Below are 14,063 nucleotides of genomic sequence, written 5' to 3' on the forward strand. Positions count from 1 at the left end.
GAAAAACACGAACGGGGCCGAGCCCGTCCCCAACTCCGCTCATCCCCGCGCAGGCGGGGATCCATGGGGTCTGTCCGCAGCACCCTGATCTAGGGTTGATATTCTTGCTTTGTTCCGGTAGGGTTTTGGAATGAAGCCTGATCCGTCCCTCTTCGACAAGGTCGATGCCGAGGCCGATGAGCGCGCCGATGCTGAGGCTTTGGCCGATGTCGCGGCGGGACGCGTGGTGTCTCATGAAGAGGTCTCAGCCTGGCTGGACACCTGGGGCACGCCTGCGGAAGCGCCGGCGCCTGCTCATTGGTTCAAATAGTCTGGTCCAGGCGGGCGATCGCCGATCTTGAGGCGATCCGGAGGTATATCGAGCAGTTCAATCCCCTGGCGGCGCAGCGCATGGTGCTGCGGTTACGAGCCGCGGCGCTGGGGCTACATGAACATCCAGAGCGGGGCAGGCTGGCCAATCCGCCAGTGCGCGAACTGACGATCGTGGCGCCGTATGTCATCCGCTATGTCGTGGTTGGTGCTCAGGTCGCCATTCTACGCGTGAAGCATGGGGCGCAGGCGCCAGAGTAGCTGTCGCCGGTACCCGACTTGTGGCCTTCATCTCGTCGCCGAGGGAGCGAGAAATGCGCCTCACCACTGCGATCAGATGCACCCTTCTGCTCCGTGGGGCGCAACATCTCGCGGCGACCGGTGACTATGCAGCTGCCGCGATCAGTCTTGAGCGCATCTACGACCTGATCGGGTTCCGGATGCCGTCGCCTGAAGCCCCGATAGAGCTGAATCTGCTGGCCGGGCTGGTTGCGCTGCGCCTAGAGCGTCGTGGCTTGGCGATCCAGTGTGCTGCGGTCGCGGTGACGCAAATGCGGGACGGCAAGGGTCGCTTCACGCCGGCGGAACGGGCGCATCTTGAGCGTTACGCGCGTCAGGTCGGAGATCGCGTGGCTTGGGAAGCCGGCAGGCCGCATCCCTGGTGCGACCATCCTGAGACGCCTGCGCCGCTGTCCGGTCGTGTCAGTGCGCGTCTGCGCGCCCGGTTTCCGTTGATCTCGGACGCGCTTCCTACGCCTTGAACCCATTTGGTCGGTGCGCGCCATGACGACTGCTGGCGCGGCCCCCTCACCCTAACCCTCTCCCGGAGGGGAGAGGGAACGCGCTGGGGCCGAAGCTCTCAGTCCCAGGCTCAAGGGGTTTGACTCAAGTCGACCGGGATAGGGTTGGGGTGAGGGGCGGCCCCCCAAAAGAGTTGACCACGAACCACACGAAAAACACGAACGGGCTTCACTCCAGGCCATGACGGGCCGGGTGGGGCTAGCGCGGTGGCGCCCAGCGTACCGGGAGGCGAAGCTTGCGGCCTTCCGTCGGTAGGCCGTCGGCGTCCGTAGACCGCTGTCGGAAGAGCTTGCAGAGCTCCAGTGTGGCGGCTCCGAAGCCTAGGCCGGCGGGCTCTTCGCGAACAATCGCGCAGTCTGCGAACCTGCCCGAGCCATCCACCAAGCCTTCGGCTACAACGCTGCCTGCGGCGCCCTTGGCCGCCTTTGGGTAGAGCCGCGCGAGGTCCACGGGCGCGGGCAGCTTGGTCCAGATCGGATGCGTGATCATCCCGGGCGTGGGCGGCTCTTGCGCTGCGGCCGCTCCAGCGAGCGCCAGGACTGCGGTCGCAACAACAATTGCAATTCTGATCACCACGCATCTCCGGTGGGTAAGCTGGATGATGCTACCCTGGCGTTTGTCGCCCTGACCAGTCTCTACGGATTGAAGTCTTGCAAGACTGCTTGGATCCCCGCCTGCGCGGGGATGAGCGGAGTGAGGGCGCCCTAACCAGCGTCCAGCTTTGCGATGGCGGCGCGAAGGCGCTCGACGTTGGCGGGGGTGGAGAGGAGGTGCAGGGTCTCCTGGATCGCGTTCCAGTCTATGGCGCGTGCGCCTGGGACGGCTTGGCGTTCCGGCGCGGTTATGGCCGCGATAGGAGGGGGCGGCGGGACTTTCGGCGCCCCTGGCCTCAGCCGAGCTCGGGCGTCTGAATAGCTGATGATTTCCACGGCTGGCCTCCGCCGGTGAATATATGTTCTTAATTTGTTCTCGACAAGTGCGCCTGTTTGTGGGACCTTTCGGGTATCTGCCAACCATTGTGAGGTCCTGAGATGGACAAGGAACCCGGGCGCGCTGCGCCTGCCGGGAAGCGCGAGGCTGTGCACTATAGTGAGGCGCTGGCGCAGGAGATCTGTGCCCGTGTTTCGGAGGGCGAGAGCCAGCACGAACTGGCGCGGGAGGAGGGAATGCCCGCGAGGCGGACCTTCCGGGATTGGGCGCAGCGCTATCCCGCCTTTGGCGAGCAGCTGGATCGGGCCAAGGCCGCCGCCCAGGTGGCGGCCTGGACCAAGAGCCGGATCGCCGAGGACGCCAAGCGTTGGCGGGTGTCGCTTCGGGCGACGCAGCGGGGCGGCCAGCCCACCACCTTGAACGAGGCGGTGGCCGAAGAGGTGCTGGACCGCATCGCCGGTGGCGAGACCGTGCTGAGCATCGGGGCCGAGCCGGACATGCCGTCGGCGGCGACGATCTACAAATGGGCGCGGCAGAACGAGGCCTTCGCCAAGGCCTATGTGCGGGCCAAGGCCATCGCCGCCGACCTGATGTTCGACATGATCTATGACATCGCCTTGGAGGCCAGCGAGGAGACCGTGCAGGCCGACGCCCTGCGCATCCGGGCGCTGCGGGCGCACGCCGCCCAGATCGCGCCGCGCCGCTATGGCCAGTGGCTGCTGGACCGTGCGCCGCCCGACCCGTTCGCGGCCCCGCCTCCGCCTTTGGTGATTTGAGGGGGAGGGGGCTGCTCCCTCTCCCTCGCCCCGCTTGCGGGGAGAGGGTTGGGGTGAGGGGCGCGGCGAGAAGGCTGGGCTGTGTGGTGGGTGGTGTCGTGGTGAAGGTCGGAGCGACGGGCCCCCTCACCCTAGCCCTCTCCCCGAGGGGAGAGGGGACGCGCCTGGTTTTTTGGGGCGGCCGCGTGGCGTAGGGTTCGCGGTGGTAGCGGAGACCCACCATGTTCGATGAACCTAACCGGCTGGCCAGCCTGGTCGCGGCGCAGGATCAGGCGGCGGCGCTGTTTGCGGCGGCGCAAGGGGCGGGGCTGTTGCGGGCGGGGGTGAGCGAGAGCCAGCTCAGCCAGGAGATCCATGATCTGGCCGCGGCGCAGTTCGGGGTCACGACCCATTGGCATCGCAAGGTGGTGCGGGCCGGGGCCAATACGGTGGCGACCTTCTATGAAAGCCCGCCGGAGACGGTGCTGGGCGAGGACGACCTTGTCTTTGTGGATCTGGGCCCTGTGTTCGGGACCTGGGAGGCCGACTATGGCCGCACCTTCGTGCTGGGATGTGATCCTGAGAAGCTGCGGCTGGCTGCGGACCTGGACGCCGTCTGGGAGGCGCTGGCCGCCCTGTGGCGGGGGCGGCCGGACATCACTGGCGCCGAGCTGTATGCGGCGGCCCATCGGGCGGCGGAAGGTCGGGGCTGGCGGTTCGCCGGTCAGATCGCTGGTCACCTGGTCGGTGAGTTCCCGCACACGGACCTGCCCGGCGAGCGCAACGTCTCGCTGATCGCGCCGGTCAATGATGCACCCATGTCGGACAAGGACGCCGATGGGCGGGTGCGCTACTGGATCCTTGAGGTGCACCTGGCGTCGCCGGACGGCGCATGGGGCGGCTTCTGCGAGGCGCTGCTGCGCTGAAGTCGGTTGGGATCAGGCATGAGCCGGGTCGGGCCCATCCTCGGTGGGGATGAGGGCGGGGTCCTGCCGGGCCTCCGTGTGCACCAGGGTCTCGCCGTCCCAGACCTCGACCAGCACCGCCGAGCTGTGGTCCTCCAGAAGTTCAAGGCAGCGCGCGGCGGCGGCGCTGCGGTCGGCCAGTTCAAAGACCTCAAAGGTAAGCGCAGTCCCCCCCGCGTTGCGGGGGTAGAAAATATAACGAGACATGTCGGGGGCTCCGGCCGCAGGCGCTTGGACAGGGGGGGCCGTCGGCGTGGCAGCAGGACAGGGGTAGGCGCTTTGCAGGCCCCGCGTCTGTCGAATTCCGACATTTGAGGTCGAATTCGGATGCTCGCACAACTGAGAATAGTTGGACGGGCTCAGGCCTGGACGATGGCCCCGACATTGCGCAGGCGACGCACCATGCGGGTGGCGTCGCGGTCGATGCGCTCGATCATGGTGCGGGCCGAGGGGCTGTCGAACAGGGTGTCGGGGACGACGACGCCCCAGGAGCGGTCCTCCAGACGACCCAGGGCCGAGAGGGCGCGCAGCTGTCGGCGCAGGGTCTCGCGCGGGACGCCCAGGGTCTCGGCCAGGCGCAGGCCGGTGAGGCGGGGCTCGATCCCGGCGGCCTGGGCGCGGGCGGTCTCGCGCAGCACGCCGATCATCACGAACTCCATCAACAGGCCCTCGAAGCCGACCTCCTCGCGGACCTCGCCGATGGTGCGCAGGACGTGGCGGGTGGCCATGCGCATGGCCGCGCCGGACACCGGCCAGATGGGGTCGATCAGCCGCTCCGTCTTCTCCAGCCCGGCTGCGCCCGCGCTGGCCAGGGCGGCGATGTGGGTGGCCAGGGCGCCCAGATAGGCCTCCAGGGCCAGCAGGAAGGCCTCGGTGACCAGGGAGCCGGTGGGGATGATCAGGCCGGCCTCGGTCTCGGTCACGATCCCCATGTCCACCAGCTGGTTGACCTTGTTGCGGATCGTCTGGCGCGGCAGCCCGAGGGACTCCGCGATCCGCTGGCTGCGGATCGGGCGACGCAGGTCGTCCGGATAGGTGGGATCCAGGGCGGCGGCGCGGACGGAGGCCTCTGGGTTGTCGTCGAGGTGGCCGACATTGGCGTCGATGATGGCGGCGAACACCAGGGCCCGCTGCAGGTCGCCGCCGACGCAGTCCCGCGTCACCCGGATGAACTCCAGGCAGAGCGTCAGGCTCGCAAACGCAGGCGGGGGAACCGGTGTCGACGTCACAGCTTCAGCGTATGGCGCAGAACGGCCGTTGCGTGAAGGGTGACCGGCCCCGAAATGTGGCGCCGGCGCCGCGGGCTGAAGCTCAGAATTTCCAGTCGGCGGCCAGGGAGACGATGGAGCCGTCGCGGCCGCCCCGGGCGCGGACGGCGTCGCCGGCGAACTGGCGGATGACGGTGGCCGAGAAGGTCAGACCCCGGCGCGGCTCCCATTTGGCGCGGGTATAGACCTGCCGCATCATCACCTGGCCGTGGCCCGTGGGCAGGGCGATGGGGTTCTGGGCCGAGTAGTAGAAGCCGTCGGCCTTGGACATCCGGCTCATGGACTGGGCGCCCAGAAAGAGGCTGAGGGTCTCGCTGGGCTTGGCGGTGAGCAGGGGGAACACCGACCAGGCGTTCCCCGGCCAATAGGCGCTGCTGGTGGAGAGGTAGGAGGTGTTGGGGTAGGGGGCGTCGAAGGTCTCCAGCCGGTCATCGCCCTTGCGCCCATCGCCGCTGGTGGCGTCGGCGCGCAGGCTGAAGCGCGGGGTCCAGGCGGCGGTCGCAAAGGTCCAGCCCAGGTCGGCGCTGAGCGCCCAGGCGCGGATGTCGCGGGTCCCGAAACGGCCGGTCTGGCCCACGGCGTACAGGTTGTAGTCGAGGGCCTCGCGGTCGCCATGCAGGCGCAGGCCGAAGGTCTCGCGACGTTCCGGCGCGGTTCCCTCCGCATAGGTCGAGGCGCGGCGCCGGCGCTCCAGCCAGAAGCCGTCGAGCCCGGGGCGGGCGGCGGCGACATAGAGGCCGCGGAAGGTCTCTCCCGGCTGGTCGCGGTCATCGAAGGCGTCGGGGCGGTTGATCACCAGCCGGGTGTCGAACGCGGTCACGGTGATGTCGCCGGGCGCCTTTGCGTCCAGCCGCACCCCATCGAAGCTGCGGCGCAGGTTGTAGGTCTCGCGCACCTCGGAGAGGCGCTGGTCGCCCAGGGGCAGTTCCTGGCGACCAACCCGCAGGCGCAGATTGTCGGTCACGGTGAGGTCGGCGAACAGCTGCTGAAGGTCCGGCGCGCTCTCATCGAAGCTGCGGTCAGGGCCCTTGCGCCCGCCCTCATCGGCCCAGGACAGCTGGCCGAACACCCGCAGATGCTCCCCCAGATGGGCGTCGGCGTGAAGGTAGCCGCGGGTGGTGGCGGAGACCGCGTCGGGCGAGGACGACAGGCCGATCTGGCCGTTGTGGACATTGTCGACGCGCTGGCGCAGCTCACCGCCCAGGGTCAGCCAGGCGCTGCGCTCAGGATTGAGGGGCAGGAACTTGATCTGTTCGCCCAGGGCTGTCGGCGCCGGCGCGGCGGCCATCCAGGCGTAGTCCTCCTCCCAGCGGTGGGACTTGGGCTCGAAGGGGTCGGCCAGGGCCGGGCCGAGCGGCGCCAGGGCCAGCAGACCCGCCAACAGAAGTGCACCCTTGCCCGTCACGCCACGCCCCACACGCCAACGAGGCTGAGAAGCATGGGCCGGGGCCTGGGCCAAGCTGAAACGCGCGGGTTCGACCCGGACCGGGACAATTGGTAGCCTGGGGGCGCCTCAAGATCGGAGATCGCCCATGTACCCCGCCGCCGCCGCCCTGGACCGCTGGCACGCCATGATTGACACCAAGGACTATGCCGGTCTGAAGGACCTGCTGGCCGAGGACGCGGTGTTCGAAAGCCCGGTGGTGCATACGCCCCAGTTCGGCAAGGCGATCACCTACAAGTACCTGGCCAGCGCCATGACCCTGCTGAACAACGGCACCTTCGAGTACCTGGGCGAGTGGCGCTCTGACAGCTCGGCGATCCTGGAGTTCGCCTGCGAGCTGGACGGGATCCGGGTGAACGGCGTCGACATGATCTGGTGGAACGACGAGGGCCGGATCACCCGATTCAAGGTGATGGTCCGGCCGCTGAAGGCCATCAACACCCTGCACCAGAAAATGGGCGAACTGCTGGCGAAGGCCTGAGCCACGCGCGAACCCGTATGCGCCAAGCCTGGCTATATGCTTGACTGTCTCCAACATCGCGAGAACAGCGTGAGGGGGACGAAATGCGCAGATCAAGCTTTGGGGTGACAAGGTGGGCGGGGCTCGCCTGCGGCCTGGTCCTTACGATCGGGGGCGCGCCGGCCTGGGCGCAGTCGGACGACGCCCAGGCCCTGGAGGCGGAGTGGCGCGACTGCACGCAGAACGCGGGCCCAGTGGATCCTGGTCCGCGCATCACCGCCTGCCAGAAGATTCTTGATGAGGGTGAGCTCGACGCCGAATCGCGGGCGCTTTTCCAGGTGAACCTGGCGGCGGCCTACGGGGACGCCGGCCTGATCGATCAGGGGCTGTTGACCTATAGCGCAGCCCTCGCCAGCGCCGTCGAAGACAAGGACGTGCCTCTACAGGCCAAGATCGTGGCGTCGCGCGGGGCCCTGCGCGCGGACGCCCAGAAGGATTACGACGGGGCGCTTCGGGACCTCAACATTTCGGTGCAAATGGCGCCGGCTGACGGCCTCTATCGCGAGCTTCGCGGGGACATCCTTGTGAAGCTCAAGCGCTACGCGGAGGCCGTCGCCGACTACGACCTGCTGCGCCGCCTCACCCCGAGCGATCCCAAGTCCCACTATCGCTACGGTGAGGCCAACCGCCTTCTAGGGGACAACGCCAAGGCGATCGAAGGCTACAGCCGGGCGATCCAGCTCAAGCCAGACTTTTATAGCGCGATCGAGCAGCGCTATCTGCTGCAGACGACGACGCGAGACTTCAACGGCGCACTGGCGGACGCCCAGACCATGATGCGCCTGAGGCCAGCCGAGCCGGCCAACCTGTACTACCGAGGCTGGGCTTACAGTCGCCTGAAGGACTATCCGCGCGCGCTGACCGATCTCAACGCCTACATCAAGGCCGAGACCCAAGTCGCCGATGGCTATCTGGAGCGCGGCATTGTTTATGCCGCGCAGAAAAACGCACCCCTGGCTATCGCCGACTTCAGCCAAGCCATCCGCCTGAGCCCCACCCTCACCACCGCCTACATGCGGCGCGCGTCGATGAAGCTGGAGCTGAGAGACTTCCCAGGCGCCATAGCGGACCTGGATGTCGCCGTGCAGCAGGCGCCCGCACTGGCGCTGAACTACAACAACCGCTGCTGGGCCCGGGCGTTGTGGGGGCAGGGGCTCGATCTCGCCCTGGCCGACTGCGACGCCGCGATAAAGATGCGGGACACCAGCATGGCGCGGGGCAGCCGGGCGATGGTGCGCCTGCGGCTGGGCCAGCCGCAGCTCGCCTTCGACGACTATGAGGCCTCGCTGAAGCTTTCAGCCAATCCGCCAGCGAGTTCGCTCTATGGGCGGGGGCTCGCCCACATGCGGCTGGGGCGTGTCGCAGAGGGGCAGGCCGACATGGCCGCCGCCCTGGCGAAGGATCCGGCGGCCGCGGAGTACTTCCAGAGGGCCGGACTGGCGCCGTAGCGCCACCCGGCTCAGGGCGAGGGCGCGGCGGTGGTCTGGCCGCTCTCCGACGGCTTCACTGGCTGGGACGCCGGGGCGGGGAACCGTGTGCGGGCGTCGTTGAAGATCTGGCGCGCCGTGGCGGTCTCGTCGCGGCCGATCCAGCGCCAGTGCCAGGGCTCGTAGACGACGCCCTGGAGATTGCCGTCTGGAAAGGACAGCTCGAAGCCAAACTTGGGCGCGTTCGCGATCAGCCATTTGCTGGCGGCCGTCGCGCCAAAACATTGCTCGACCACGCAGGCGGGGGCCTTGCGATCGGCGAAGTCGACCGCATAGCCGGTGGCGTGTTCACTGAAGCCGGCGGGCGCCACCTGGCGGGCGCGTTCAGCGGCGGTGAGGCTGGGGGCTCCCCCCGTGCAGAACAGTGTCCGCTGCCGCTGGGCCGAGCGGTGGCAGGAGACCACATAGAGGGTGGTGATCCCGTCGGCGCGGGCCTTGGCCATCAGGGCGGCGAGATCGGGCAGGGCCTCGCGGTTGGTCCGGCAGTTTTCGGCGACGGATGGCGGGCTCGGCGCCAGGGCCTGGGCGGACACGCCCGCATAGGGCAGGTGGCCGAGCAGCCGTCCATCACTTCCGACGGGCTCCAGGGCCTTGCAACGGTCCTGGGGCGGGGCCGCGGCGCTGGTCGCTATGCCCACGGCCACAGCCGTCAGCCCGGCCGCAAACCGTCGCCCTCCACTGTTCCGCGCCACGTCCGCCCCGCACGCTCAGCCGCCTGGGAGACAATTTGTCACTACCCAGCCGAGCTTGGCAATTCGGAAGCGGCAGGAAGGCGCCTAGCTGCGCGGGCGCGCCGGTGGCGGCGGCGCGCAGTGACCGGCGCGGGCCTGGACGACGTAGAACAGGGCGCGGCTTTCGGCGAATTCGCGGTGGGCGGTCATGGGACTGACGGGCTCGCCGGTCATCAGGCTGAGAGCCTGGGCGGGCGCGGTTGCGGCCGGGGCCAGGGCCTCGCGGTTCCAGGCCGACAGCTGGCCGGCGCAGGCCGCAACGGTGGCGCTGGCGACCTGGTCGGCCGGATCAGAGCTTCCGGCCAGGCTGTAGGCCCAGCGGTGCAGGCAATCCTCCAGCGGGGCCGAGGCGTCGGCCGCCGCCGCGCTGGGCGCGGGAACCCCGGCGGCGGGCTTGGCGTCCGCGGTCTCAAAGGGGGTGCACAGGCCCTTGACCCCCGCCTGCGGCCCGCAGGCCGCGAGCGGGGCGAGCATCAGCGCGATCATCGGCGCGCGCATCAGCGGCAGACCCGGACCTGGTCATAGAACAGGCGGCCACGCTCGTCATAGAACGGGCGGCTCTCCATGTGGCAGCGGGCCGAGGCCGAGCGGTAGTAGGTGGGCCGGGCCGCGGAGCGCTGGCCGGTGTCGCACTTGGTGCGGGCCAGCTGGTTGCCGACCACCGCACCGCCGAGGCCGCCGATCACGGCGCCGTTCTTGTGGCTGACCGCGTTGCCGACCAGGGCCCCGCCGATAGCCCCCAGCACCGTGCCGGTCACCTTGCGGTCGTGGGCCCGCTGGTCGCAGTAGGTGCGGGCCTGCGCCTGTTCAGGCGCGGCGATGGCCGGAACCGCCAGGGCGGCGGCCAGGCCGGCGATGGTGAGATAGCGACGCATGGGGCGTCCTCCTTCGCTGTAGTCCCTCGGGCGTTCTCAACGCGCGAGCGCGCATTGGGATGCGCGGAGGCTTGATCCAGGTCGGGACAGGGGCGCCTGCGCCGGGCTAGGCTCGCGGTGTCATCGACAGGAGGACGGCATGGCGCGGCATATGGAACGGCATCTGGTGGCGCGGATCGGCTGGCTGCGCGCCGCCGTGCTGGGGGCCAATGACGGCATCGTCTCCACCGCCAGCCTGATCGTGGGCGTGGCCGCCGCTAGCGCCACCCGCCAGCCGGTGCTGGTTGCGGGCCTGGCCGGACTGGTGGCCGGCGCCATGTCGATGGCCGCGGGCGAGTACGTCTCGGTCAGCTCCCAGTCGGACACCGAGACCGCCGACCTGGCGCGGGAGAAGGCGGAGCTGGCGGCCGACCCGGACGCCGAACGGCGCGAGCTGGCCCAGATCTATGTGGACCGTGGCCTGGACCAGGCCCTGGCCGAGCAGGTGGCCGACAAGCTGATGTCTGGGGACGCCCTGGCGGCCCACGCCCGGGACGAACTGGGCATCTTTGAGCACACCGCCGCACGGCCGGTGCAGGCGGCCCTGACTTCGGCGGCGACCTTCAGCGTCGGCGCGGTGCTGCCCCTGGGCGTGGCGGCGGTCGCGCCCCTGCCCAGCCTGACCTGGAGCGTCAGCCTGGCCTCCCTGGCCTTCCTGGCCCTGCTGGGGGCGGTGGGCGCCCGGGCCGGCGGCGCGGACATGCTGAAGGCCACCTTGCGGGTGACCTTCTGGGGCGCCTTGGCCATGGCGCTGACCGCCGGGGTCGGGGCCCTGTTCGGGGTCAGCGCGGCCTAGGTAGCCGAGGGGAAGCGGCCGGCGAAGGCGAAGCTCGAGACCGGATTGCGGGGGCTGGGGTTTTCCCGCGCCTGCAGGGCCTCGGGCAGGTCCTCCTTCTTGCCCGGATAGCCGACGGCGATGGCCGCCTCGAGCTTCACGGTGTCGGGGACGCCGAGCTCGGTCTTGGCGCGGGCGAAGTCGACGCCGGCCATGCCGTGGGTGATCAGGCCCTGGGCGTGGGCCTGCAGCGCCAGGCTCGCCCAGGCGGCGCCGGTGTCGAAGTTGGGCGTGGGCGACGGCATGGTCGGCGGCTGGCCGGGGAAGCCCATCAGGGTGAAGGAGCCGACGAAGACCAGGGCCGAGGCGTTCTGGGCCCAGGCCCGGTTGCCCTCGTTGAGCAGGCCGACGAACAGCTCCCAGTCGGCGCTGTCGCGCAGGGCGTAGACGAAGCGCCACGGCTGGCTGTTCATGCAGGACGGCGCCCAGCGGGCGGCTTCGAACAGCCGCATCAGCTCGGCCTCGGGCAGGGGCTTGGGATCGAAGGCGCGGGGCGACCAGCGGTCGATGAAGTGAGCCTCGATGGCGTGGTCGGCGGTGCGGGTCATGGGATCTCTGGTCTCTAGGTCTGTTCGGCCGCCAGGATGGCGCGAAGCTCGGCCTTGGCGATCTTTTCAAGGGTGGAACGGGGCAGGCTGTCCACCAACCGCACCTGGTGTGGGCGCTTGAAGCTTGCAAGGCGGTCAGCGCAGGCGGCCGCGATGCGGTCGGGCAAGCCCTCCGCCTGGCCGGGCTGGGGGATGACGAAGGCGACGGGGGCCTCGTCCAGCATCGGGTGGCGCATGGCGACCACGGCGCACTCAGCGACGCCGGGGACGGAATTGACTACGCTCTCGATCTCGGAGGCCGCGACGTTCTCGCCGCCGACCTTCAGCATGTCCTTGGCCCGGTCGGCGAAATAGAGATAGCCGTTCTCGCCCAGCCGCACACGGTCGCCGGTGATGAACAGGCCGTCGGGGCGGAAGGCCTTGGCGGTGGCCTCGGGGTCGCCCGCGTATTCCAGGAACAGGGACACGCCGCGGATCCCGCCGACGAACAGGTCGCCGGTCTCGCCCGGCTTCACCGGGTTTCCGTCGTCGTCGAGCACGTGGATGGCGTAGGCCGGGTGCGGCCGGCCCATGGACATCGGCGCGTCGGGCTGGTGGACGCTGCCCACCGTGCCGTGGGTGATGGTCTCGGTCATGCCCCACCAGCCGATGGTCTTGACCCGGAAGTGGGCGTCCCAGCCCGGCGCGCAGATCCCGTTGCCCCACAGGCGATAGCTGTGGGTGTCGGGCACGGGCTGGCTCATCAGCGCCTTGACGCAGAAAGGCACCATCGAGGTCCAGGTGCAGCCGTGCTTCAACGAGGCGGGCCAGAAGCGGCTGGCCGAGAAGCGGGGCTGCAGGACGATGGTGGCCCCGGCCCACAGGCTGGCCAGCACCGAATAGGCCTGGGCGTTGGTGTGGAACAGCGGCAGGTAGACCAGGTGGACGTCTGCAGCCCGCAAGTCCTCGTTCTGCGCGCAGAGCCGGCCGCCCCACAGGGCGTTGGCGTGGGTCCAGAGCACCGCCTTGGGCCGGGCCGTGGTGCCGGAGGTGTACTGGATCGCGAACGGCGCCCAGGGATCGTGCGGGCGATCCGCCAGGGTCTCGCCATCGAGGGCGGAGAAGGGCTCGTAGCCGGGGCTGTCCCCGGCGGGGGCGTCGCCATTGTCCGTGGCGGTGACCACGTACCAGCCAAGGTTCGGGGCGGCCTGGGCGACCAGGGCGGCGAACCTGGGCTGGGTGATCGCGCCCACCGCGCCGGAGTGTTCGGCGAAATAGGCGATCTCGTCGCGGGCGGACTTGGCGTTTGTGGTCACGGCCACGGCGCCGGCATAGGCGCAGCCCAGCCAGGCGATAACCGACTCCGGGCAGTTGTCGAGGTGGACCAGGACCCGGTCGCCGGGCTTCACGCCGCGCGCCTGCAGGCCGGCGGCGAAGCGGCGCAGGGTCTCAGCGAACCGGGCGTAGGACCAGGTCTGGCCCTCGCCCTCGAAGGGCTCCCAGATCAGGCAGGGATGGTCGCCGCGGGCCTTGGCCTGATCCTCGATGAGGGTGCGGATATCCATGCCCTCGAAGGGGGTGAGCGGGCGCGGGGTCATTGGACGGCTCCGTCGAGATCGGGGGTGAAGGCGCCGCGCCGGACGATCTCGTCGGCGGCCTGGGCGGCGATGGCCTCGCCTTCGGGGTTGGGGACGCCAAGGCCGCGGAGCAGCAGGGCGCACATCTGTTGAGCCAGGGTGACGGCGACCGTCGGATTGGGCTCCTGGACAATGCGGATCAGCGACAGCTGGGCCACGCCCATGACCAGGAGCACCGCGCTTTCGGTGGTGGGCACCTGGAAGCGACCTGCGGCGATGCCTTGGGACACATCCTCGACCAGGCCCTGGTTCAGGGGGGTGGAGAGCGACACGTGGCCCGAATAGATTCGCACCAGAACGCCCGCGCGCTCCGGATCGTCCAGAGCGTAGCGGAGATAGACGCAGACCGCGCGGGCCATCCGGTGGGCGGGGTCCTGGATCTCGGCGTTGGCCCGGTGGACCGCATGTTCCACCCGGGCGCGGACATCGCCGGTGACGGCGCGCACCAGGGCCTCGCGGTCGTCGAAGTGGTTGTAGAAGCTGCCCTTGGAGACCTCGGCGGCCTGTACGATGTCGTCGATGGCCACGGCGTCCACCGGCCGCTCACAGAACAGCCGGCGGCCAGCGGCGATCAGCGCCGCCCGCGTGCGTTCCGACCGCTCGCTTCGCTTAACCCGTTCGCCCATCTGATCGCCCCGAGTCGTCTCTGCCGACCTTCCTTGCGCGTCGACGCCGCGGGAGGAAAGGGCCGACGTCACGCGGGCGTCGGCGCCGGGACGCCCAAGGCCTGCGCATAGGCGTCCGACAGGGCCGAGGCCTCGCCGGCGCCGAAGACGTAGCGGTCTGGGCGCACCAGGACGGCGCTGCAGCCCTTGGCGTCGAGCCAGGCCTTCACCGGCCCGGCGAAGGGCGCCAATTCAGCCGCCGCCAGGGGCACGGCGCGCACACCGGCCGGCGCGATGCCTGCGCCGATCAGCCAGGCGCCGGCGCCCAGCACGTC

The 14,063-nt window shown here is 69.7% G+C and carries 18 protein-coding genes; 8 read left to right on the plus strand and 10 right to left on the minus strand.

Annotation, left to right across the window (positions count from 1 at the left end; genetic code table 11):
• Positions 1–130 precede the first annotated feature (130 nt).
• The 5 genes from ACFQ27_RS11850 (at position 131) to ACFQ27_RS11870 (ending at position 3,721) form a co-directional block, all read left to right on the plus strand.
• The gene (locus ACFQ27_RS11850) at positions 131–310 is read left to right on the plus strand and encodes an antitoxin (RefSeq protein WP_374347200.1); all 180 of its coding nucleotides are present in this window, start codon (positions 131–133) and stop codon (positions 308–310) included.
• Positions 298–570 carry a type II toxin-antitoxin system RelE/ParE family toxin gene (locus ACFQ27_RS11855; protein ID WP_377353730.1) on the plus strand — a complete coding sequence of 91 codons (273 nt, stop codon included), beginning with the start codon at positions 298–300 and terminating at the stop codon, positions 568–570. The genes ACFQ27_RS11850 and ACFQ27_RS11855 overlap by 13 nt, the downstream gene beginning before the upstream one ends.
• Positions 571–623: 53 nt before the next feature.
• Positions 624–1,070 carry a hypothetical protein gene (locus ACFQ27_RS11860; RefSeq protein ID WP_377353731.1) on the plus strand — a complete coding sequence of 149 codons (447 nt, stop codon included), beginning with the start codon at positions 624–626 and terminating at the stop codon, positions 1,068–1,070.
• 1,071 nt (positions 1,071–2,141) lie between these two features.
• Positions 2,142–2,816 (plus strand): terminase small subunit-like protein, encoded by a 675-nt coding sequence (locus tag ACFQ27_RS11865; protein ID WP_377353733.1) that lies wholly within the window; start codon positions 2,142–2,144, stop codon positions 2,814–2,816.
• A gap of 221 nt (positions 2,817–3,037) precedes the next feature.
• The gene (locus ACFQ27_RS11870; RefSeq protein WP_377353734.1) at positions 3,038–3,721 is read left to right on the plus strand and encodes a M24 family metallopeptidase; all 684 of its coding nucleotides are present in this window, start codon (positions 3,038–3,040) and stop codon (positions 3,719–3,721) included.
• Positions 3,722–3,733: 12 nt separating this feature from the next.
• Here ACFQ27_RS11870 and ACFQ27_RS11875 read toward each other — a convergent pair whose 3' ends face one another.
• The 3 genes from ACFQ27_RS11875 to ACFQ27_RS11885 all read right to left on the minus strand — a co-directional run bounded on the left by ACFQ27_RS11875 (position 3,734) and on the right by ACFQ27_RS11885 (position 6,433).
• Positions 3,734–3,967, minus strand: coding sequence for a hypothetical protein (locus tag ACFQ27_RS11875; RefSeq protein WP_374347208.1), 234 nt, complete (start codon positions 3,965–3,967; stop codon positions 3,734–3,736).
• 152 nt (positions 3,968–4,119) lie between these two features.
• Entirely contained in the window at positions 4,120–4,989 is an 870-nt protein-coding gene (locus tag ACFQ27_RS11880; protein WP_377353736.1) for a hypothetical protein, read from the minus strand.
• A gap of 82 nt (positions 4,990–5,071) precedes the next feature.
• The gene (locus tag ACFQ27_RS11885) at positions 5,072–6,433 is read right to left on the minus strand and encodes an alginate export family protein (protein WP_377353737.1); all 1,362 of its coding nucleotides are present in this window, start codon (positions 6,431–6,433) and stop codon (positions 5,072–5,074) included.
• 127 nt (positions 6,434–6,560) lie between these two features.
• Between ACFQ27_RS11885 and ACFQ27_RS11890 the strand changes: the two genes are divergently transcribed.
• Together ACFQ27_RS11890 and ACFQ27_RS11895 are read left to right on the plus strand one after the other, a co-directional pair.
• Complete coding sequence (locus tag ACFQ27_RS11890) at positions 6,561–6,953, plus strand: nuclear transport factor 2 family protein (RefSeq protein WP_377353738.1); 393 nt, start codon at positions 6,561–6,563, stop codon at positions 6,951–6,953.
• Positions 6,954–7,036: 83 nt separating this feature from the next.
• Entirely contained in the window at positions 7,037–8,440 is a 1,404-nt protein-coding gene (locus ACFQ27_RS11895; RefSeq protein WP_377353740.1) for a tetratricopeptide repeat protein, read from the plus strand.
• An 11-nt stretch (positions 8,441–8,451) separates the two neighbouring features.
• On the opposite strand, the gene ACFQ27_RS11900 is transcribed toward ACFQ27_RS11895, so the two are convergent.
• The 3 genes from ACFQ27_RS11900 to ACFQ27_RS11910 all read right to left on the minus strand — a co-directional run bounded on the left by ACFQ27_RS11900 (position 8,452) and on the right by ACFQ27_RS11910 (position 10,085).
• A complete protein-coding gene (locus ACFQ27_RS11900; RefSeq protein WP_377353741.1) occupies positions 8,452–9,117 on the minus strand; it encodes a M15 family metallopeptidase in 666 nt (221 codons plus the stop codon).
• A gap of 138 nt (positions 9,118–9,255) precedes the next feature.
• A complete protein-coding gene (locus tag ACFQ27_RS11905; RefSeq protein WP_374347219.1) occupies positions 9,256–9,684 on the minus strand; it encodes a hypothetical protein in 429 nt (142 codons plus the stop codon).
• 23 nt (positions 9,685–9,707) lie between these two features.
• Positions 9,708–10,085, minus strand: coding sequence for a glycine zipper 2TM domain-containing protein (locus ACFQ27_RS11910; protein ID WP_374347221.1), 378 nt, complete (start codon positions 10,083–10,085; stop codon positions 9,708–9,710).
• Between the two features lie 139 nt (positions 10,086–10,224).
• On the opposite strand from ACFQ27_RS11910, the gene ACFQ27_RS11915 reads away from it, so the two are divergent.
• A complete protein-coding gene (locus ACFQ27_RS11915) occupies positions 10,225–10,920 on the plus strand; it encodes a VIT1/CCC1 transporter family protein (RefSeq protein ID WP_374347223.1) in 696 nt (231 codons plus the stop codon).
• On the opposite strand, the gene ACFQ27_RS11920 is transcribed toward ACFQ27_RS11915, so the two are convergent.
• From ACFQ27_RS11920 to ACFQ27_RS11935, 4 genes are all read right to left on the minus strand, one after another.
• The gene (locus ACFQ27_RS11920; protein ID WP_377353742.1) at positions 10,917–11,507 is read right to left on the minus strand and encodes a nitroreductase family protein; all 591 of its coding nucleotides are present in this window, start codon (positions 11,505–11,507) and stop codon (positions 10,917–10,919) included. The genes ACFQ27_RS11915 and ACFQ27_RS11920 overlap by 4 nt on opposite strands.
• Before the next feature lie 14 nt (positions 11,508–11,521).
• Entirely contained in the window at positions 11,522–13,084 is a 1,563-nt protein-coding gene (locus ACFQ27_RS11925) for an AMP-binding protein (protein WP_377353743.1), read from the minus strand.
• Positions 13,081–13,749 carry a TetR/AcrR family transcriptional regulator gene (locus tag ACFQ27_RS11930; RefSeq protein WP_374347229.1) on the minus strand — a complete coding sequence of 223 codons (669 nt, stop codon included), beginning with the start codon at positions 13,747–13,749 and terminating at the stop codon, positions 13,081–13,083. The genes ACFQ27_RS11925 and ACFQ27_RS11930 overlap by 4 nt, the downstream gene beginning before the upstream one ends.
• Before the next feature lie 68 nt (positions 13,750–13,817).
• On the minus strand, positions 13,818–14,063 hold a 246-nt coding region (locus ACFQ27_RS11935), incomplete at its 5' end, for a hypothetical protein (protein WP_377353744.1).

Origin of the sequence: Phenylobacterium conjunctum, from assembly GCF_042679085.1 — a bacterium.
Lineage (GTDB): Bacteria > Pseudomonadota > Alphaproteobacteria > Caulobacterales > Caulobacteraceae > Phenylobacterium > Phenylobacterium conjunctum.